General features: G+C 38.4%; 19 protein-coding genes. 18 read left to right on the plus strand and 1 reads right to left on the minus strand.

Annotated features, from left to right (window positions below; translation table 11 throughout):
• The first annotated feature begins 112 nt into the window (after positions 1–112).
• The 7 genes from J8L85_RS03590 to J8L85_RS03620 all read left to right on the plus strand — a co-directional run bounded on the left by J8L85_RS03590 (position 113) and on the right by J8L85_RS03620 (position 5,192).
• On the plus strand, positions 113–772 hold the full coding sequence (locus J8L85_RS03590; RefSeq protein WP_211014611.1) for a porin family protein: 660 nt from the start codon (positions 113–115) through the stop codon (positions 770–772).
• Positions 773–882: 110 nt separating this feature from the next.
• Positions 883–1,503 carry an outer membrane beta-barrel protein gene (locus J8L85_RS03595; RefSeq protein WP_211014613.1) on the plus strand — a complete coding sequence of 207 codons (621 nt, stop codon included), beginning with the start codon at positions 883–885 and terminating at the stop codon, positions 1,501–1,503.
• An 88-nt stretch (positions 1,504–1,591) separates the two neighbouring features.
• A complete protein-coding gene (locus J8L85_RS03600; RefSeq protein WP_211014615.1) occupies positions 1,592–2,806 on the plus strand; it encodes a cysteine desulfurase in 1,215 nt (404 codons plus the stop codon).
• 73 nt (positions 2,807–2,879) lie between these two features.
• A complete protein-coding gene (locus J8L85_RS03605) occupies positions 2,880–3,302 on the plus strand; it encodes a SufE family protein (protein ID WP_211014617.1) in 423 nt (140 codons plus the stop codon).
• Between the two features lie 5 nt (positions 3,303–3,307).
• Positions 3,308–3,640, plus strand: a complete 333-nt coding sequence (locus tag J8L85_RS03610) for an SUF system Fe-S cluster assembly protein (protein WP_211014619.1) — start codon at positions 3,308–3,310, stop codon at positions 3,638–3,640.
• A 39-nt stretch (positions 3,641–3,679) separates the two neighbouring features.
• Positions 3,680–4,192 carry a DUF2480 family protein gene (locus J8L85_RS03615; protein WP_211014621.1) on the plus strand — a complete coding sequence of 171 codons (513 nt, stop codon included), beginning with the start codon at positions 3,680–3,682 and terminating at the stop codon, positions 4,190–4,192.
• Positions 4,193–4,259: 67 nt separating this feature from the next.
• A complete protein-coding gene (locus J8L85_RS03620; RefSeq protein ID WP_211014623.1) occupies positions 4,260–5,192 on the plus strand; it encodes a DUF3078 domain-containing protein in 933 nt (310 codons plus the stop codon).
• Between the two features lie 265 nt (positions 5,193–5,457).
• On the opposite strand, the gene hflX is transcribed toward J8L85_RS03620, so the two are convergent.
• Positions 5,458–6,669 (minus strand): GTPase HflX, encoded by a 1,212-nt coding sequence (gene hflX / locus J8L85_RS03625; RefSeq protein WP_211014625.1) that lies wholly within the window; start codon positions 6,667–6,669, stop codon positions 5,458–5,460.
• Positions 6,670–6,803: 134 nt separating this feature from the next.
• On the opposite strand from hflX, the gene J8L85_RS03630 reads away from it, so the two are divergent.
• The 11 genes from J8L85_RS03630 to J8L85_RS03680 all read left to right on the plus strand — a co-directional run bounded on the left by J8L85_RS03630 (position 6,804) and on the right by J8L85_RS03680 (position 19,459).
• Complete coding sequence (locus J8L85_RS03630; protein WP_211014627.1) at positions 6,804–9,533, plus strand: M14 metallopeptidase family protein; 2,730 nt, start codon at positions 6,804–6,806, stop codon at positions 9,531–9,533.
• Positions 9,534–9,592: 59 nt separating this feature from the next.
• Complete coding sequence (locus J8L85_RS03635) at positions 9,593–10,570, plus strand: endonuclease/exonuclease/phosphatase family protein (RefSeq protein ID WP_211014629.1); 978 nt, start codon at positions 9,593–9,595, stop codon at positions 10,568–10,570.
• 176 nt (positions 10,571–10,746) lie between these two features.
• The gene (locus J8L85_RS03640) at positions 10,747–12,957 is read left to right on the plus strand and encodes a S8 family serine peptidase (protein ID WP_211014631.1); all 2,211 of its coding nucleotides are present in this window, start codon (positions 10,747–10,749) and stop codon (positions 12,955–12,957) included.
• A gap of 209 nt (positions 12,958–13,166) precedes the next feature.
• Positions 13,167–15,416: a catalase/peroxidase HPI gene (gene katG, locus J8L85_RS03645; RefSeq protein ID WP_211014633.1), complete on the plus strand. Its 2,250-nt coding sequence runs from the start codon at positions 13,167–13,169 to the stop codon at positions 15,414–15,416.
• A gap of 254 nt (positions 15,417–15,670) precedes the next feature.
• Entirely contained in the window at positions 15,671–15,847 is a 177-nt protein-coding gene (locus J8L85_RS03650) for a hypothetical protein (RefSeq protein ID WP_211014635.1), read from the plus strand.
• Between the two features lie 47 nt (positions 15,848–15,894).
• Positions 15,895–16,464 (plus strand): hypothetical protein, encoded by a 570-nt coding sequence (locus tag J8L85_RS03655; protein ID WP_211014637.1) that lies wholly within the window; start codon positions 15,895–15,897, stop codon positions 16,462–16,464.
• Positions 16,465–16,479: 15 nt separating this feature from the next.
• Positions 16,480–16,944, plus strand: coding sequence for a hypothetical protein (locus J8L85_RS03660; protein ID WP_211014639.1), 465 nt, complete (start codon positions 16,480–16,482; stop codon positions 16,942–16,944).
• Positions 16,945–17,278: 334 nt separating this feature from the next.
• Complete coding sequence (locus J8L85_RS03665; protein ID WP_211014641.1) at positions 17,279–17,665, plus strand: hypothetical protein; 387 nt, start codon at positions 17,279–17,281, stop codon at positions 17,663–17,665.
• Positions 17,662–18,180, plus strand: coding sequence for a hypothetical protein (locus tag J8L85_RS03670; protein ID WP_211014643.1), 519 nt, complete (start codon positions 17,662–17,664; stop codon positions 18,178–18,180). Before J8L85_RS03665 ends, J8L85_RS03670 begins: the two co-directional genes overlap by 4 nt.
• Positions 18,181–18,355: 175 nt before the next feature.
• A complete protein-coding gene (locus tag J8L85_RS03675; protein WP_211014645.1) occupies positions 18,356–18,877 on the plus strand; it encodes a hypothetical protein in 522 nt (173 codons plus the stop codon).
• Positions 18,878–18,991: 114 nt separating this feature from the next.
• Entirely contained in the window at positions 18,992–19,459 is a 468-nt protein-coding gene (locus J8L85_RS03680) for a hypothetical protein (RefSeq protein ID WP_211014647.1), read from the plus strand.
• The last annotated feature ends 125 nt before the right edge of the window (positions 19,460–19,584 follow it).

Here is a 19,584-nt window from a genome sequence, read left to right on the forward strand (position 1 = left end):
AACATATTGTTATAAGACTTTAAAAAGCGACACTTCATCAGTGTCGCTTTTTTTATGAGAGAATTTACCTATAAATTAACGGCTTAATAATAAACCAACAACCAATTTATCTATGAAAAAACACTATTTGTTTGTGATTTCTTTTCTCATTTTCAATGCCTCTATTTGGGCTCAAGAAGTTAGACTTGGAGTAAAAGCTGGATTAAATGTATCTAACATAGATAATAATGATCCTTTTTATGATGAAAATAGCAATTATAGGACTTCATTTCATGCAGGGCTTTTTGCTGAGATACCTTTAAATTCTAAATTTTCGTTTCAGCCAGAGCTGTTGTATTCTTCAATAGGGAAGGTAGATAAATATGATTTAAATTATAGAATTTTTGATTTAGAACCTCTAGGAGCAGATTCTTTTAAACTCGTACAAAAGAGAAATTACCTGACTGTGCCTCTAACTTTCAAGTGGTATGTTGCAGAACGATTATATATCAATGCAGGACCGCAAGTAAGTTTTCTTTTAAATACGGTAAGTAAAGCTAAAGGAGATGATTTTCCGGATAGCTATGAAGATGCATATAAAGCTTCAGGAGAATTTAAATTAGATTATGGGGCAGTTCTTGGTGTGGGATTTTTTATAAATGATGATATAAATATCGGTCTTCAATATTACAGAGGATTGAAAGATTTATTTGGTGATTCTGATTTTGATATCATTGATCGTAAAGCTTACCATTCTGTGTTTCAATTAACTGTTGCATATTCAATTTTTTAAATAATTTGAGCATAAATTAACGGTTCGTTAGGTAATTCTTAACGATCCGTTGTATTTTCTTACACTACTATTGAGCTATTTTCGTTTTATAAATAAATAACTAGAATTTTATGAAACGACTTTTATTTACCTCATTTTTAGTATTAACCTCTATTATTTTACATGCTCAAGATCAAAAATGGAGTGTGGAAGCTAATTATCCATTAAATGTTTCTGATGATTTAGGATTTAGTGAATTAAATGGTGTTATCGATTTGGGTATTAAATATCGTTTTGTTGAGCTAGGTGCCGTAAATATTGGTGTTGGACTTAGTGCCGCGTATTTAAAAAATCAAGATGAATGGACTTACTACGATCTAGAGAATGTAAACGTAAATAATGATTATAAAGTGAAAAAGCTTTTATTTCAGCCGAAAGTGTTTGCCGAATTGGCGATACCGGGTTTTACAAAACTTAAGCCACAAATTGCCCTAGGTTATTCAATAGTTAAAGATGATTACTATTATAAAAGTGGAAATAATTCAGAAGTTGATAATAATTCTACTGACGGAGGATTAAACTTGAATTTAGGTCTGTCTTATGATATTTCTAATAGATTTTTTATTCAAATACAATATGATTACTTAAACGTAAATGTAAATGGAGATACCGTTATAAATGGAGAAACTTTTAGTTATGATTATGATGAAAATGGAAGTCTAATAAAAGCTGGTATCGGATTTCGGTTTTAAAACTAATAAATCTACCTTTTCACAAAAGGATAAACAATACCCGATATGTTTTCATTATCGGGTATCTTTGTATATAAGAAGATTGACTATGTTAGACATTAAAAAAATAAGGGAAGATTTTCCAATTCTAAGTCGAGAAGTGAATGGGAAACCTTTGGTGTACTTCGACAATGCCGCTACATCGCAGACCCCAAAACAGGTGATAGATGCTATTGTAGATTATTATGAAAACTACAATGCCAATATTCACCGTGGTGTGCACGCCCTATCGCAAGAGGCTACAGATAAATATGAGATAGCGCGGCAGAAAATTCAGAAGCACTTCAATGCAAAGAATTCATACGAAATCATATTTACTTCGGGTACTACCCATGGCATTAACCTGGTAGCCAGCGGATTTACTTCGTTGTTGGAAAAGGGAGACGAGATTATAGTATCGGCCATGGAACACCACTCCAATATTGTGCCATGGCAAATGCTTTGCGAACGAACAGGTGCGGTACTTAAGGTGATACCAATGAACCAACAGGGAGAGTTGATTATGGAGAAGTTTTCTGAAATACTTTCCCCTAAAACAAAATTGGTATTCTGTAACCATGTATCCAACGCTCTTGGCACTATAAACCCAATTGAGAAAATTATTGATATGGCCCATGGGGTCGGTGCTGCGGTATTGATAGATGGGGCACAGGCAGCTCCACATATAAAGGCGGATGTACAAGCATTGGATGTAGATTTCTATGTTGTTTCCGCTCATAAAATGTGTGGCCCTACGGGTGTTGGCATGCTTTACGGGAAAGAAGAATGGCTCAATAAGCTACCACCTTATCAAGGAGGAGGAGAGATGATAGCCGAGGTTACGTTTGAAAAGACGACCTATGCTGAGCTACCTCATAAGTTTGAGGCAGGTACACCTAATATTTGTGGTGGAATTGCCTTTGGTGCGGCCCTCGACTATATGAACAGTATTGGCTTTGCCAATATTGCCGAGTATGAACACGAGCTGTTAGAATATGCGACCCAAGAGCTTTTAAAGATAGATGGGTTAAAGATCTATGGTAACGCCGAGCATAAAACCGCCGTTATTTCTTTTAATATCGAGGGGGTGCACCCATACGATATAGGCACTATTTTAGATAAATTGGGTATTGCGGTACGAACAGGACATCATTGTACGCAGCCCATAATGGACTTTTACGGCATTCCGGGAACGGTAAGGGCCAGTTTTAGTTTTTATAATACCAAAGAAGAAATAGATGTGCTCGTAGCGGGAGTTGAAAGAGCCAAAAACATGCTGGTGTAAGCTTTTTTGTTAGCATAAGCCTAAACTTTTGATTCCCAAGAATTCCTATTGTACTTTTGTGTAAAAGCCACCCATGAAAATTAAAGAGATACAAGAAGAGATCGTAGATGAGTTTTCAATGTTCGATGATTGGATGCAGCGCTATGAATATATGATAGAGTTGGGCAAATCGCTTCCCATGATCGACGAAGAATATAAGACCGATGATAATATTATAAAAGGTTGCCAGAGCAAAGTATGGGTACATGCCGAGTTGGATGGAGACAAATTGGTATTTACCGCCGATAGCGATGCGATCATTACAAAGGGGATTATTGCCATTTTGATCAGGGCCTTTAGCAATCAAAAACCCCAAGATATTATAGATGCAGATACCGATTTTATTGATGAAATCGGATTAAAAGAGCATTTATCGCCCACAAGGGCCAATGGTCTTGTAAGCATGATCAAACAGTTAAAACTATATGCGATCGCTTATCAGACGCAATTAAATTAAGAGATATGAGCGAAGAAACACAAGAAAGGGATACCTCCGAATTAGGAGAGAAAATAGTAAAGATCTTAAAGACTATTTATGATCCGGAAATTCCTGTAGATATATACGAACTGGGATTAATTTATGACGTTTTGGTCAATGAAGACAATGAGGTAAAGATATTGATGACCCTTACCTCGCCTAACTGTCCCGTTGCCGAGACCTTGCCTACAGAAGTAGAGGAAAAAGTGAAGTCTCTGAACGATATAAAAGATGCTGAGGTAGAGATTACCTTTGATCCCCCATGGACCCAAGATTTAATGAGCGAAGAGGCCAAATTAGAGCTAGGGCTTTTGTAATTGCGCCTTAACCATTAGAATTGATTCGGTAAAAGCTATATGTCAGACGAAATAATAAATAGAGTATCGCAAAGCAAGCTGGTTACTGTTGACCTTGAAGAGTATTACCCTTCGGGAAAAAGAATTGTTTTGGATATTAAAGATTGGCTTTTCGAGGGGTTTATTTTACGTGAAAAGGAATTTAGGGCTTATTTGAAAGAACATGATTGGGAGCAATATAAGGATGCATACGTTGTTCTGACCTGTTCTACGGAGGCTATCGTACCAGGCTGGGCCTATATGCTTATTACCACAAAGCTTCATCCTTATGCAAAAAAAGTGGTTCAAGGCACCTTAGAGGATTTAGAAACCTTGTTGTATCAATCTATTATAGAGAATATGGATGTTTCCGGTTATAAAAACAAACCGGTCATAATTAAGGGGTGTAGTAAAAAACCGGTACCCCCGAATGCCTATATTATGATAGCGGACAAACTTCAGTCCGTTGCAAAATCCATCATGTACGGAGAAGCATGTTCTTCTGTTCCTTTATATAAGGAAAAAAATCAATAGAAATTCCTGTAGGGAAAAAGTGACTATTCGTACATTTGCGTTTCTAAAAAAATAAACACTAATTATCATGAAGAACATTTTTTTAACTACAGTGCTAATGTTGGCGTGTGCTTTTGGCTTTGCGCAGACAGAAGAGGAACTAAAGGCCGAAATGGCTTCTAAGAAAGATTCTATTGCAGCCATTCAAGGAAGGGTAGATGCGATAAAAGGTCAAATTGACGCACTTCCAGGTTGGAAGATAGGGGCTTTTGGTACTATAGGTGCCAATATCAGTGGTTTCGATAACTGGTATGCCCAAGGTACACCTAACAACTCTACCGGTAATATTGGAGTTACGGTAAACGGTTATGCTAACTTGCAACAAGAAAAGTTTTTCTGGAGAAACTCTGGAAACTTGAATTTGGGATGGGTAAAATTCGATGATAAAGACGACCCTGCCGATGATGACAGTTTTAGACAAGCTACCGATGTTTTTACCATCACCTCTTTATACGGTCGTAAATTAAGTGAAAAGTTCGCTATTTCTGCGTTAGGGGAATACAGAACTACCATCTTGGACAACTTTAACGATCCTGGTTATTTAGATTTAGGTATTGGTGCTACTTGGACACCGATAACCGATTTGGTTGTGGTAATACACCCTTTAAACTATAACTTCGTATTTAGCAGCGAAGATGATATTTTCGAATCTTCTTTAGGTGCAAAGATCGTTGCCGATTATACTCGTAAGATCGGAAATATCAATTTCAAGTCCAACCTATCTATGTTCCAAAGCTACAAGTCTTCAGATTTGTCTAACTGGACTTGGATAAACTCTTTTGGTTACACCATTTGGAACGGAATAGGTTTAGGTTTTGAGTTTGGCTTAAGAAATAACAAGCAAGAAGCTCTTAACTATGCCATAAACGACGCTGTAGTTCCTGATGCAGGTGCTACTTTTGACAGTATAGACAACGATTTACAGTCTTACTGGTTATTTGGATTGAACTACGCGTTCTAAGAAATAAATATAGTAGTATAAAAAAAGCCCTCTTTTTAGAGGGCTTTTTTGGTTAAGTAGGTATCGTAAAATTTGGGATTTTACTCATAGTTATAAGTTCAATATCGATTTGGGGTCAACACTATCACTTACGCACACTGTAAAGTTACGGTGAGCGTTTCGCTTGTGTGCAATTTATGTTGTGAACGCGACCTAAAATGTTGTGAAACATATCAACGGTTCAAATTCATCGATGAACAACATCCCTGGTTGTATGGATGGTATTTTAATACTCGTCTAAATGTTCTGGATATAGAAAATTATTATACGGAAAACGGGTCACATGAATGTCCCTTACCTCATCATAGACACGTTTTCTGAACTCGCCCAGGTTTTCTTTGTTCAGGGCAGATATAAAGAGGGCCCTATCGCCAACTTTTTCCATCCAGGTACTTTTCCATTCGTCAATGGTAAAATGTTTTGTGGTACGTTCGGTGATTAAATCGTCCTCGTCTATGGTCTCGTGCTCGTACTGGTCTATTTTATTGAAGACCATGATGGTTTTTTTGTCAGAACTTTCGATTTCCGACAGTATTTTGTTTACAGATTCGATATGCTCATCGAACTGAGGGTGCGAAATATCCACTACATGAAGTAGAAGGTCCGCCTCACGCACTTCGTCCAAGGTGCTTTTAAAGCTCTCTACGAGCTGTGTAGGCAGTTTTCGGATAAATCCAACGGTATCGCTCAAAAGAAATGGGAGATTGCCTATGACCACTTTTCTAACAGTAGTGTCCAGTGTGGCAAAAAGCTTGTTTTCGGCAAATACATCACTTTTACTAATAACGTTCATTAAAGTCGACTTGCCCACATTGGTATACCCCACCAGGGCCACCCTTACCAAAGCGCCCCTGTTACCCCTTTGGGTCTCCATTTGTTTATCTATTTTTTGCAGCTTTTTTTTGAGCAGGGTTATACGGTCACGAACTATACGCCTATCCGTTTCGATTTCGGTTTCACCAGGTCCGCGCATACCAATACCCCCTTTTTGTCTTTCCAAGTGGGTCCATAGCCCGGTAAGTCTCGGCAATAGGTATTGATATTGCGCCAGCTCTACTTGCGTGCGTGCATAGCTGGTTTGGGCCCTTTGGGCAAAAATGTCAAGAATTAAACTTGTTCTGTCTATTATTTTACAGCGTAACTGTTTTTCGATATTTCTTTGCTGGGCGGCAGAAAGTTCATCATCAAAGATGACGGCGCCTATTTCGTTTTCTTCCACAAAACGTTCTACCTCCTGCATTTTTCCACTTCCAATAAGCGTTTTTGGATTGGGAATATCCATTCTTTGAACAAATCGCTTCACCACTTCGCCCCCGGCCGTATAGGTAAGAAATTCAAGTTCGTCCAAGTATTCGGTAACCTTCTCTTCAGACTGTTCTTTGTTCATGATACCGATAAGAACGGCCTTTTCGTATTCTGTTGTTTTCTTTTCTAGCATTGAATCAATTAAAGTACAAATCTAAACAATGTTTCTAAAGCCATTTTTTACAAAAGTATTTTATTATGTACTTACGTCTAAAATAATGGGATAGTTTCTATAATTTAGGCTTTTAGAACCAACCTAGATACATAATGACTCTGATTCACACAGTAATTACCCGGCCTAGATTACTAAAAAACTATTTTTCCCAAGGTCTACTCTTGATCTTTATGTTAACGGTATTTAAGGTTCAGGCTCAGGTAGAAACGATTCCTACACCTAAAGATATTATTGGTTTTGAAGTAGGCGCAGACTTTCACTTGGCGACCTACGACCAATCTATAGCTTATTTTAAAGCATTGGACGCGGCCAGTGATTTGGTAGAAATGCGAGAAACCGGAAAAACATCCGAAGGGCGAACTTGGTATTATGTGCTTATTTCCTCTAAAGAGAATCTTGCCAAAATAGATCATTACAAGGGTATTTCCCAAAAATTGGCCCATCCGGAAGGTATTGGTCGTGAAGAAGCTAAAAAATTAGCGGAAGAGGGTAAGGCAATAGTTGACCTTAGTGGAGGGTTACATGCTTCTGAAGTCGCCGGGGCGCAACATATAATTACATTGGCCCACCAAATTGTGAGCGAAGCGGATACCAAAAAATTCAAACCCATTTTAGACGATGTTATTCTGGTGCTATGGCCGTCGCTGAACCCAGATGGGCAAGATATTATTGCAAATTGGTACATGTCCAATGTGGGTACTCCGTACGAAACAGCTAGAACCCCTTGGCTTTATCAGAAATATGTTGGTCATGACAATAATAGGGATGCCTATATGCTTAATATGTTAGAGTCTAGGGTGGTAGGTAGAACCTGGAGGGAATGGGAACCCAATATAATTCATGTACACCATCAATCATCGCCATTTCCGACAAGAATATGGTTGCCGCCTTTTGCGGAACCTATTGCCCCGCAAACACCTGCGATAGTGGCAAGGGAAGTAAATATGATAGGTATGGCCATGGCGCAAGAACTTGAAACGGAAGGTTTGCCGGGGGCCGTTCATATGGGAAAAGGCTTTGATGCCTGGTACCCGGGGTACATAGACTATTTGCCGGCAATGCAGAACATACCTTCGTTTTGGACAGAAACCGCCCTTTATAGGTATGCGACCCCTTATTTTTATACCATTCAAGATTTTCCGGCCCATCGAAAGGACCTTCGGGTAGAATCTCTTTATAACAGTCCGTGGAAAGGGGGCTGGTGGCGATTGAGCGATGCTATGAAATACATGCAGACGGCATCTATCGCTGTTTTGGACTATAGTGCCAAGTATAAGGAAACCTTGCTGTTCAATAAGTATCAAGCAGCGAGCAATACCATAGAAAAATATAAAAAGGAACCCCCATTTGCCTATATCGTACCACAAAAACAACGAGATCCTGTTCGCCCGGTAGAGCTATTAAAACGTCTGGCATTTAATGGGGCCAAGATTTATGAGCTGGATAAATCTATGGAGTATGCCGGTGTCAACTATCCAAAAGGAACATGGGTGATTCCCTTAGACCAAGAATTCGGTGAAATGATACGACAGGTGTTGGATGTACAGGAATATCCAGATTTACGGGAATCTCCCGATGGGCCTTTGGAACAACCCTATGATGCGGCGGGGTGGACCTTGCCTTTTCAAATGGAGGTACAGGTCGTATCAGGTACGGTACCCTTGTCAGAAGAATTTAGGGCAGCCATGTCTTTGGTTCAGGGGACTCCTATAGAGACATCGGATGATGAAACGGAAGACCTTAATAAGGTAGACATGGCGCCCGGGGCGGGTTTTGACACCGATAGGGTTGCAGCGGGTATAAAGCCCTTGCCCGGAACCCTAAGAGGAGGGGGAAGTACCTTGTGGTTAGACCCCACCGAGAACAATACTTTTAGGGTATTGACCGATGCTATGGACGACGGGTATGGAATAGTATATGATGCAGAAGAGAGAAAATATGGCGTTAAGGGCGCCAGTAAGGGAAAAGCGCAACGATGGGTTGGTGATTATGCCGTTAATGGTATAATGAACTCTAGGTCCGGGGATGCTAAAGTTACCTCTAGGATTGCCGTATATAGGCCATGGACGGCTAGTATGGATATGGGTTGGACTCGGTGGTTGTTGGATAGTTTTGGTTTTTCCTATACCTCTATTAGAAATATGGATTTTAAAACGGGGAGCTTAAAAGACCGTTTTGATGTAATCGTTATTGCTTCCGATAGGCCAAGCGCTATTGAAAACGGTATCCAACAAGGTGGAGCTCCGTCTCAATATACTAAAGGGTTGGGGGATTTAGAAAAAAGAAACCTAGATGCTTTTGTAAAAGAAGGTGGAACGTTGATAGCCTTGAACAGAAGTGTCGATTTTGCTATCGAAGCCCTACATCTACCAGTAGAAAACGTAGTGAAAGGAGTGGATCGGGCCAAGTTTTTTACGGGTGGTTCCATAATGCAGGTAGAGACCAGTCTTACGCACCCGGTAATGGCCGGCATGATGAAGAATGCCAATATATTTGTGTACAACAGCCCGGTATTTGAGCTTGCGGAAGGTTTTAAAGGAGAGGTCCTGGCTAAATACCAAGAAAAGGGTTCTCCGTTAATGTCCGGTTATTTGGTCGGCGAGGAGTATATGAACGGCAGGGCGGCCGCCCTCGATGTGCATCATGGCAACGGACATGTGTTGTTGTTCGGTTTTCAGCCTCAATGGCGTGGTCAACCTATGGGAACATATCGTACCCTGTTCAATGCCCTTTTGTATACCAATGCGTTACCAACATCTATACCCGAAGCAGGTGAAGGGTGGATAGGGCACTTATTCGTTTTGGAGGAAGAATCCGAATAATAAGGAGAGGCTTTTAAATACTCTTTTTATTTTTATCCCTTGATAAATTAGAAGATTGCATGCGATTTCCATTGTTCAGAAAAAAATATAAGAAACATCTATTTACCATAGCGTTCTATAATTTAGAGAATCTTTTTGACGCCGAGGACAATGAATTTACTTTAGATGAAGACTTTACCCCTAAAGGTTTTAAAAAGTGGACACCCAAGAAATACCGTAGAAAACTTGCTAAACTATCTAGAACTATTGCTAAGATAGGTAGCTCTGCCAATAAGTATCCTCCTGTTTTGATTGGGGTCGCAGAGGTCGAAAATGAATCTGTTATGCAAGACCTTGTTAAGACCAAACCGATAGATCAGTACCACTATAGTTTTATACATTATGAATCTCCGGATGAACGGGGTATTGATACGGGACTGATATACAATCAAAAGTATTTTGAGGTTATTACATCGAAGCCCATACCGCTTATCGTTGACAATTTGAATGGCGAAAGGGATACGACAAGAGATATTTTGTATGTATGCGGTAAATTAAATGGAGAAAAGGTCCATCTTTTTGTAAACCATTGGCCTTCTAGAAGAGACGGTAGCGATTCAACGGAATATAAAAGAATAAAAGCTGCACAGGTAATCAAAGAGGAAATGAGGGCCATTGAGAATGAAGACCCGTCTGCCAATTATATTGTAATGGGCGATTTTAACGATGATCCGAGGTCTAAGAGTATTCAAACACTACTGGAAAATACTTCTTTGCACAACCCAATGGAAAAATTACATGCACCTGAGTTAAGGGGAAGTGCCAGCTATAAGCGAAAATGGATCCTTTTTGACCAGATTATTCTCTCCCATAGTTTTTATAACTATGAAAAAAAGAGCCATAGTTTTCATACCGCGAATATTTTTGATGATGAGTTCTTAAAAGAACTAAAGGGTAAATACAAAGGAAGCCCGTACCGAACTTATGCGGGCAGAAAATATCTAGGAGGGTATAGCGATCATTTTCCTGTTTATATAATTCTGAAATATAATTCGTAAAGATTTCACTCTCAAAAAAGTAAGAATAATCCTATACACATCAAAAAATGATGATTTCACAACAACACTTGATATTTAGGCGTGTATTTCATCGAATAAATCATCCTTTTAGTCGAAACTGAAAGAATGTTTAGATATAATTGTAGTCCAAATCTTACATATCTAACTAACAAATTATGGACTACGGAAAGCAATCATACAATAAGAGTGTTCTTTTGGGGCTCTTATTTCTTTTTTTTCTAACAACCTCCTTCCTGACCGCCCAATCAAAAAAAATAAATGAAATCATAAATAAGGAATACGATTTTTCTAAAATCGGATCAATGCAGGTCGACCTTGAGTTTGATTATGAAAAAAATAGGGCAAAGACCATGGCAATGGCCAAGGCAAATAATCTGAAGTTGAAAGAAGTATTGCCCAACGGTAAAAAGGTAGAACTGCAGGAAATTGGAGAAGATGGAAGTCCCATTTATTATGAAACGTATTCCGATAATGCAAGTCAAGCTTGTAGAGCTTCGGAATTACATGCGAATGGCACCCTGAACCTAGATTTGGATGGTGCAGGTATGAAGGTAGGTGTGTGGGATTCTGGTGTAGCCCTTACAACCCATCAAGAATATGGTGATAGGGCAATGGTTGTAGATGGTAGTACAGAAATAGACGCACATGCAACAATGGTTACCGGAAGTCTTATTTCTTCAGGAGTAAAAAAGGGGGCTCAAGGTGTAGCATATAAAGCAAATGTACTTTCGCACGACTGGACCCGTGATAAATTGGAAGTTATAGAAGCGGCCGCAAACGGCTTGTTGCTTTCCAACCATTCTTATGGAATTAAATCTGATAGGGTGCCCGACTGGTATTTTGGTTCTTATATTAAAGTGGCCCAAGATTGGGACAAGATTATGTATAACGCACCATATTATTTAATGGTTACGGCAGCGGGTAATGCCAGACATAGCGGAGATAACGAAACTCCTATATTCGGAACAAGTGCAGATGGTTTTGATTTAATGTTAGGTTTTACCGTTGCCAAGAACGGACTTACCGTTGCGGGATCCGATACCAAAATTGATGGCAATGGCAACTTAAAAAAAGCTACGGTGTCGGCTTACAGCAGTTACGGACCCGTAGATGATGGTAGAATTAAACCAGATTTGGCCGGTGACGGCTCTTCTATCCTTTCTACAGATGCCGATGGTGATACCAGTTACGATGTTTCTTCAGGAACTTCAATGGCAACACCCGGTGTTACAGGAGCCTTGTTATTGTTGCAACAGCACAATGAGCAGTTGTACGGTTCTTATCTAAAAGCGGCTACCCTTAAAGGGTTGGCCTTGCATACGGCCGATGATGTCGATACTCCCGGACCCGATTATAAGATGGGTTGGGGTGTAATGAACGCAAAAAGAGCTGCAGAATTGGTATACAATAAGGAGTATAGTTCCTATGTTCTCGAAGACCAACTTTCTGAAGGTGATACATTCTCTTTTACCGTAATGGCAAATGGTAACGAACCCTTGGTCGCATCCATTTCATGGACCGACCCCGAATCAGATTATGTAAACAGAGGTGAATTGAACGCCAAGACAGCCGCATTGGTTAACGATTTGGATATACGTGTAGTACAGGATGGCAAAACCTATTTTCCTTGGAAATTAAATCCGGCAAATCCCAAGGCGGCCGCTACCACAGGCGATAACCTGGTAGATCCTTTTGAACGAATAGATATACCCAGCGCAAAAGGCTCATATACGATAACGGTAACCCACAAAGGGACCCTAAAATATGATATACAAGATTTTTCGTTGCTTATATCCGGTGTGGGCATTACTTCATGTAACCCAACGGCACCTAACAGTTTGTCTTTAAGTAATGCTATGGAAAATAGCGTTACCCTGTCATGGGAAGAAATGACCGATGGTTTGTACGAGGTACAGTATAGAAACAAAAAAGATGATAATTGGATGACGGATTACGGCATGGAAGCGTACAAAACTTTAACCGGATTACAATTGAACGAAGATTATATTGTGAGGGTTCGTACGTTTTGCTCGCAAAATGTTGCTTCCGACTATAGTATGGAATATAAATTTACTTTCGAAGGAGCCGAAACCGTAATCGGTGATTTAGGGGGCTACCAAACGCTTGGTGCCGACGGTACGGTAAAGTTCTCCGTATATCCGAATCCTGCGGTAGAACAGATCAATATAAGTTCAGAAGTGAGCGATACGGCTATGTATCGTATCATATCTGCCTCCGGTATTGAATTAAAGATGGGCGATGTTCAAAATAATCAGGTCGATGTTGCTGATCTTGCTACAGGACTGTATGTGATACAGGTGCAAGATATGGGCGTGAACAAAAGTGCCAAGTTTTATAAATATTAATATCGATTTGTAAACCTTCCCCCAACATTTATAGGTTTTTTCTTTAGACCTGTCATTTTGCAGAACATGACAGGTTTTTTTTATGACGGTATTACAGTACCTTATGATAGATTATATTTATGTTATGATAACACAAATCAAGAGTTTATCTATTGATTTGAAGGTTTGTTTCGGTAACTTTACTCTATTCACACCTAAAACTTATAAAAATGGACAATAAGAACAATCCCCATGGAGAAGCATGGGACGTAAACGAATCTAGCGCGGCCGGCTGCCCTTTTTTAAATGGCGAGCTACATCAATCGGCCGGTGGAGGTACCACCAATAGAGATTGGTGGCCCAACATGTTAAACTTGAATATTCTTAGGTTACATTCTTCGAAATCGGATCCTATGGACGAGGATTTTAATTATGAGGAGGAATTTAAAAAACTGGATTTAGCGGCGGTCAAAAAAGATCTTACGGATCTAATGACCGATAGTCAAGATTGGTGGCCTGCCGATTATGGTCATTATGGTCCTTTCTTTATACGTATGGCATGGCACAGTGCCGGTACTTATCGTATATCTGACGGTCGTGGGGGTGCTAGCTCCGGTAGCCAGCGTTTTGCACCGTTGAACAGCTGGCCGGATAATGCCAATTTAGATAAGGCAAGACTGTTATTGTGGCCCGTTAAACAGAAATATGGTAAGAAGATATCATGGGCGGATTTGATGATCTTGGCAGGGAACGTTGCCCATGAATCGATGGGACTTAAAATGTTCGGTTTTGCAGGAGGCCGTGAAGATATATGGCAGCCAGAAGAAGATATTTATTGGGGGTCTGAAACGGAATGGCTTGGTAGTAAAGAACGGTATGATACGGATGGAAATGAACTTGAAAATCCTTTAGGGGCTGCCCACATGGGGTTGATCTATGTAAACCCCGAAGGACATAACGGAAATCCAGATCCTGTGGAGGCCGCCCATTATATTAGGGAAACTTTTGGCCGTATGGCCATGAACGATTATGAGACGGTGGCATTGATCGCCGGGGGGCATACTTTTGGAAAAACACATGGTGCCGCCAATCCAGAGGAGTATGTTGGGGCAGAGCCTGCCGCCGCCGATATAACGGAACAAGGTCTTGGATGGAAAAATAAGTACGGTAGCGGTGTAGGGGCCGATACAATTACCAGTGGGCTAGAAGGTGCTTGGAGCCAGACACCTACACAGTGGAGCCATAATTTTTTCAAAAACCTTTTTGGCTTTGAGTGGGAACTTACCAAGAGTCCGGCCGGAGCGTGGCAATACAAGCCCGTAGGCGATGCCGGTGCAGGTACCGTACCCGATGCACATATAGAGGGTAAGGGGCATCAACCATTTATGTTGGTTACCGACCTTTCGCTACGTATGGATCCGGAGTATGAGAAAATCTCAAGACACTTCTTGGAGAACCCCGATGAGTTTGCCGATGCATACGCCAAGGCCTGGTTTAAGCTTACTCATAGAGATATGGGACCGGTAGACCGTTATTTAGGTCCAGAAGTGCCTCAAGAAGAGTTAATTTGGCAAGATCCCGTGCCAAAAGTAGACCACGAACTGGTAAACGAAGAGGACATAGCATCTTTAAAGGCTACTATTTTGGCTTCAGGACTATCAATCTCTGAAATGGTCGCTACGGCTTGGGCCTCTGCTGCTACGTATAGGGATTCCGATAAACGTGGTGGTGCCAATGGAGGGCGAATTCGTTTGGAGCCACAGAAAAATTGGAAGGCCAATAACCCAAAACAATTGGCAAAGGTTATCGCTGTTTTAGAGGGAATACAAAAAGAGTTCAACGATGCGCAGTCTGGAAACAAAAAGGTTTCTTTTGCCGACTTGGTAGTACTTGCAGGAACGGCAGCAGTGGAAAAAGCGGCCAAGAATGCGGGCTACGATATTACGGTTCCGTTTAGTCCGGGTAGAACCGATGCCACACAAGAAAAGACCGATGTTGAAGCGTTTGAGGCATTAGAGCCTCTAGCGGACGGATTTAGAAACTTTACCAAGGCAAAGTATTCTGTTAAAGGAGAAGAGTTGTTGGTAGACCGTGCCCAATTATTAAGTTTGACAGCTCCAGAGATGACCGTTCTAGTTGGTGGTATGAGAGTATTGAATACCAATACCGACGGATCTGAACACGGTGTATTTACGGATAAGAAAGACCAGCTTACCAACGATTTTTTCTTGAATCTGTTGGATATGGGCACTACATGGAAAGCCATTTCTGATGACGACACTCTTTTTGAAGGAAGTAACCGTAAGACCGGTGAGAAGAAATGGACGGGTACCAGGGTAGATCTTATTTTTGGTTCAAATTCTGAACTTAGGGCCTTGGCAGAAGTATATGCTACCTCCGATGCCAAAGAAAAGTTCGTAAAAGACTTTGTAAAAGCATGGACCAAAGTGATGAACTTAGATCGATTTGATTTGAAATAATAATCGAGCTAAATATCAATTGTAGAAAGGGCAGCTAAATAGCTGCCCTTTTTTTATTCGGTATTCTAAAATTGATAATTTGAACGCGGTAGTGGAGTCATTTGCCCTGAACAACATTTATGGAGAAGGTCTAGATTCGGTTTGTTTTAGTGTATTTCATCGGTAAAATCACGTCTTTTATCGTTAAAACAGTAAAACCTCCATTTTTATAAGGCTTTTCTAAAAGGAGCGTAATATCGGTTTTTCTAACTTATATGGAAACCATTAATACTTTCATTGTCAAAAATCTTAGACCAACCGGGGTTTTAGCGTACAAAATGGATGAATTTATTAAGGAGAGTTATATAGAAATAGGAGGACAGGCTACAAGAAGTGCTCCATTAGGTTGGTCAGGTGTTGTTGGGCAATATATAGAAGATTGGAATGGATAATTGTTATTAAAATGAAGGTTTCTTTTTGTTTTCTACTAATTTTTCTCATGAATTATCAAGAAATGAACATGGATTATACTTTTTTGGATAAGTCTGTAAAAGAATTATTTGAAGGTCTAGAATATATTGAATGTAACAATGAAAATTTTAGAGAATGTTATTTCCCGGCAAGTAATTATAGCACTATCTCAGGAATACCAACTAACTATAATTTTTTAGGATTTCCCGTACAGAAAATGGGAGCTTATGTAAATACAAAAAATGAATTGAAAAAGTTTACAATATCAGTTGAAGTGCCGGATGCTCGTTTTTTTTATGATCAAGTGGTAAAAGAATACGGAATGCCAGAAACATCTAGCCTATCAAAATTTTATTTAGAAAAATACGGATATAAAACGCCCAATGAAATCAACAAGGATTCATTGGATGAGTACTATCAAAATCTGAACAAACCTGAAATTGATGATTTTTCTATTGTTAGAAGCACTACATGGTATGATATCGATAAAGGTTCCGGACGGACTCCAATAGGTATGATTGTTAGTAATAAAACTAGTCCTGAGGATATGTTTTCTAAAAGAGAAATATGGATAACCTTCTTTAGGCAAAGACAATAGCCTTTTTTATGAACTATGAAAAATATCTTAACACTAGCAATTTTTTTTCTTTGCCTGAATCTTTTTTCTTGTAAAAAAGAACAAAAAAATAATTCTGAATTAGAAAAAAATAACCGAGATAAATGTTTTAATCGAATTGAAAAAGTAAATCTTATCAATGAAATTCTTAAAACTGATAATATTCAAACCTACCTACATCTAGATATCGAGGAAAGAAATCCAGTAAGGATAATTAAAAATGATTTCTTAATTGAACTCGATTCGTTTTTGCTTGATAAGCATGGATATGTTAAAATAGTGGATTCTTTACCATATAATAAATTAAAACTCCAATTAGAATTATATCCAATGGATTCTTGTCGGTTTAGTAAAGGAAATTTTGTTTTCTATAGTCCCATAGAAAATGCAGAAGTAAATGGTAATATTGAATTAAAAGATTCGGTTTGGGTAATATCCGTTATTCAGGATATTGAATTTTAAACCCAATATCCTTTATTGGCTCTACTGTTTTACATGAGTACACTCATTTAGGGGATTCAGTATTTGGAAATAATTTTTGGGGAAATGAATGGATTAATAGTGGTTTTAATTTGGAAACTGAGGCTGGACTTTTATTTGAAGAAATGATTTTTGGAGAAAAGGTTGAAATTTCAAATGCGGGTGTGATTCTTAAACGAAGTGGAGGTTTATGAAACATATATTAGTCTTACTCTTATACTTTAGTTTGTGTACAAATTGTTTAGCCCAAAAAACGGATGACTGTGATTTGTACGCCTCATCTATCAGTAAAATAAAAACATTTAAATATCATAAATTGGATATAAAGTTCAATTTAGAAATTTCGGAATCATTAAAAAAATCAATACTAAACTCTGAACTATTCGATAATCAGGAAAAGGTAGCTTTAGAAAAAATTCTTTCAGATTATAAAATTAAGAAAACGATGTATCCGTGCAAAAGGATAAGAGATTTGGTGATGAACATAAAAGGTAGAGAACTAAATAATGATGTTGACAAGGGCATTGTCATAAACTATTTAGAACCTGTGTGGATAGATAGTGGAAACGCATATCTAATTATGGAGCAAATTTCAACGAGTAGCAAAACAGGAGTTACTGTAGGTGCAACTATAATGGAAATTTATGCTAAAATGGGGAGTGATTGGGTCGCTGAAGATAAACTAATTTTGGAGCAGTTATGAATTATAAAAAGATAATTTTCACATTTCTAGTTGTTTTTCTGAACATAAATCTTTATGGTCAAAAGAAGTTATGCCATGAACATCAATTTTTAGAACAGGCTTTTAGTTACATGATTCCTGTAGAAGGAGATACCTTAGTAATTGAGGTTGGTTTAATTCCAAGCCTAACAGCTATTACCGATTGGAAAAATCAGGGAATAATAACAAGCAAGGAAAAAAGAAAAATTGAATTGGCTTATAAAAAAAATAAGGAGCCAGTTTGTATAAAAACTCAGCAGCTTGTGGACAGTATTAATAATTTAAGTAATAATTCTAAAAACAAGGAGTATACAAAAAGACTATTTTCCAGACCTGTTAGAATTTCCAAGACTAGGGTGGTTGTTTTTCATGAGAATATATTGCAAAGCAAATATCATAGTGGAGGAAAAGCCGTAGGATGTTTAACCGGTATTTTCTTTGGAAATGAAACTGGGAATTGGAAAATAATTGAAAAAAAATGCCTCGAAATGTATTAAAAAAACACAATTTTCTCTGCAAAGTATAGGTATCATTATTTTTAGAAAATTAGAAAAAAATCATTCTAGATTAGCTTCCGAGGCAACAAATCAAACTTATAATGGTATAAGTCCAGAAGGTGAACCATGCGAATAGCCAGCTTTAGAATTTTATTTATTTTCCTTGTCATAGGCTGTGGATCTACACTCTATTTCAAAGAACAATATTCAGTCTCATGAATGGTATATTGTCAATAAAGTCGTACATCTCATAGATTTAAAAAAGTTTAATGTATATAATGACATTGATGATATTTCCTTGATAAGATTTTTTAAAGATTATGGGGCTTTTGATAAATATGGATATTATGAAGATTTTGGACCCCTAAAAGAATGGATTCCAGATTCCATACTTAATAAGAATTTCACCAAAACTAAGGTGGATGAAATGATTTTGAAGTTAGAAAAAAGAACGGCTAAAAAATGGACAGATACAAACTTAATTGGTAAAGATTGGAAGTTAATTGAAAATGATCAAGATATATCAATGGAGACTAAAACAGCAAGATTGTCTTACCCAGTATTTCTTGGTGATAAGATATCACTTGTAAAATATAGTACAAAATCAGGATTTTATGACGAACATGGTTCATCTGGAACCCTTATATTTTGTAAAAATGCTGACGATTGGAAAATATTAATTCATTTACCTTTTTAATAATGGCTTTGACTATCCTGGAGAAGAAGGTAGAAAATTCGAAATTTCTGTTTATGGAGAAAATGTTCATCCGGATAGGGCAAGAATTGTATTAAATAGGGTAAATTAAAAATCATGAGGATTTCAATAATTATATTTTTTATGTCAATAATTTTTGGCTGTAAAGAAAATACGGCCCAAAAAATCAACACAAAAACACGGCCTGTTCAGCAACCTATGGTTCAAGATTGCATGGACAAAAAAGATAGGGAAAAAATTATTGAAGCCATAGTGTCAACACCAGATTTTCAGATGTTCCTGCATCCCAAGATTGAGGGTAGATTACCTGTTAAATTGGTCAAAAATGAATTTGTAACGTCTGACCTAATAATCTATTCAAACGGGCTTAAAGTTCAATTTGTTGATTCCCTTGAATTGCCGGAAGGAAGTCAGCACCGTATTACCATAGGTGACATTGACTGTTCTGGTTCCAAAATTTCATATTCCGTATATTATCCGATAGAAGGAGCAATTATATCTGGAAAGGTATATAAAAATCATAAGGAATGGGTTGCCACTGAAACAACCTGGGGTGAAATATAACTGACAACTATTATGAATATCTAGCCTGGGACGGTGTTCCTAAGGCTTACCGTGATCCAAATATTACTGATTCGATGATAAATTCCGTAGTTCAAAAATTCAGGTCAAGAGGGCTAGACTGTAAT

This window comes from Maribacter sp. MMG018 (genome assembly GCF_018100785.1).
GTDB lineage: Bacteria > Bacteroidota > Bacteroidia > Flavobacteriales > Flavobacteriaceae > Maribacter.

Bases quoted from the DNA above. Each gene is read 5' to 3' on its own strand.
- J8L85_RS03595 (WP_211014613.1), top strand. From the start codon at position 883: ATGAAACGACTTTTATTTACCTCATTTTTAGTATTAACCTCTATTATT.
- J8L85_RS03600 (WP_211014615.1), top strand. From the start codon at position 1,592: ATGTTAGACATTAAAAAAATAAGGGAAGATTTTCCAATTCTAAGTCGA.
- katG (WP_211014633.1), top strand. From the start codon at position 13,167: ATGGACAATAAGAACAATCCCCATGGAGAAGCATGGGACGTAAACGAA.
- J8L85_RS03670 (WP_211014643.1), top strand. From the start codon at position 17,662: ATGAATTATAAAAAGATAATTTTCACATTTCTAGTTGTTTTTCTGAAC.
- J8L85_RS03605 (WP_211014617.1), top strand. From the start codon at position 2,880: ATGAAAATTAAAGAGATACAAGAAGAGATCGTAGATGAGTTTTCAATG.
- J8L85_RS03650 (WP_211014635.1), top strand. From the start codon at position 15,671: ATGGAAACCATTAATACTTTCATTGTCAAAAATCTTAGACCAACCGGG.
- J8L85_RS03590 (WP_211014611.1), top strand. From the start codon at position 113: ATGAAAAAACACTATTTGTTTGTGATTTCTTTTCTCATTTTCAATGCC.
- J8L85_RS03680 (WP_211014647.1), top strand. From the start codon at position 18,992: ATGAGGATTTCAATAATTATATTTTTTATGTCAATAATTTTTGGCTGT.
- J8L85_RS03635 (WP_211014629.1), top strand. From the start codon at position 9,593: ATGCGATTTCCATTGTTCAGAAAAAAATATAAGAAACATCTATTTACC.
- J8L85_RS03615 (WP_211014621.1), top strand. From the start codon at position 3,680: ATGTCAGACGAAATAATAAATAGAGTATCGCAAAGCAAGCTGGTTACT.
- J8L85_RS03620 (WP_211014623.1), top strand. From the start codon at position 4,260: ATGAAGAACATTTTTTTAACTACAGTGCTAATGTTGGCGTGTGCTTTT.
- hflX (WP_211014625.1), bottom strand. From the start codon at position 6,669: ATGCTAGAAAAGAAAACAACAGAATACGAAAAGGCCGTTCTTATCGGT.
- J8L85_RS03660 (WP_211014639.1), top strand. From the start codon at position 16,480: ATGAAAAATATCTTAACACTAGCAATTTTTTTTCTTTGCCTGAATCTT.
- J8L85_RS03640 (WP_211014631.1), top strand. From the start codon at position 10,747: ATGGACTACGGAAAGCAATCATACAATAAGAGTGTTCTTTTGGGGCTC.
- J8L85_RS03630 (WP_211014627.1), top strand. From the start codon at position 6,804: ATGACTCTGATTCACACAGTAATTACCCGGCCTAGATTACTAAAAAAC.
- J8L85_RS03655 (WP_211014637.1), top strand. From the start codon at position 15,895: ATGAATTATCAAGAAATGAACATGGATTATACTTTTTTGGATAAGTCT.
- J8L85_RS03610 (WP_211014619.1), top strand. From the start codon at position 3,308: ATGAGCGAAGAAACACAAGAAAGGGATACCTCCGAATTAGGAGAGAAA.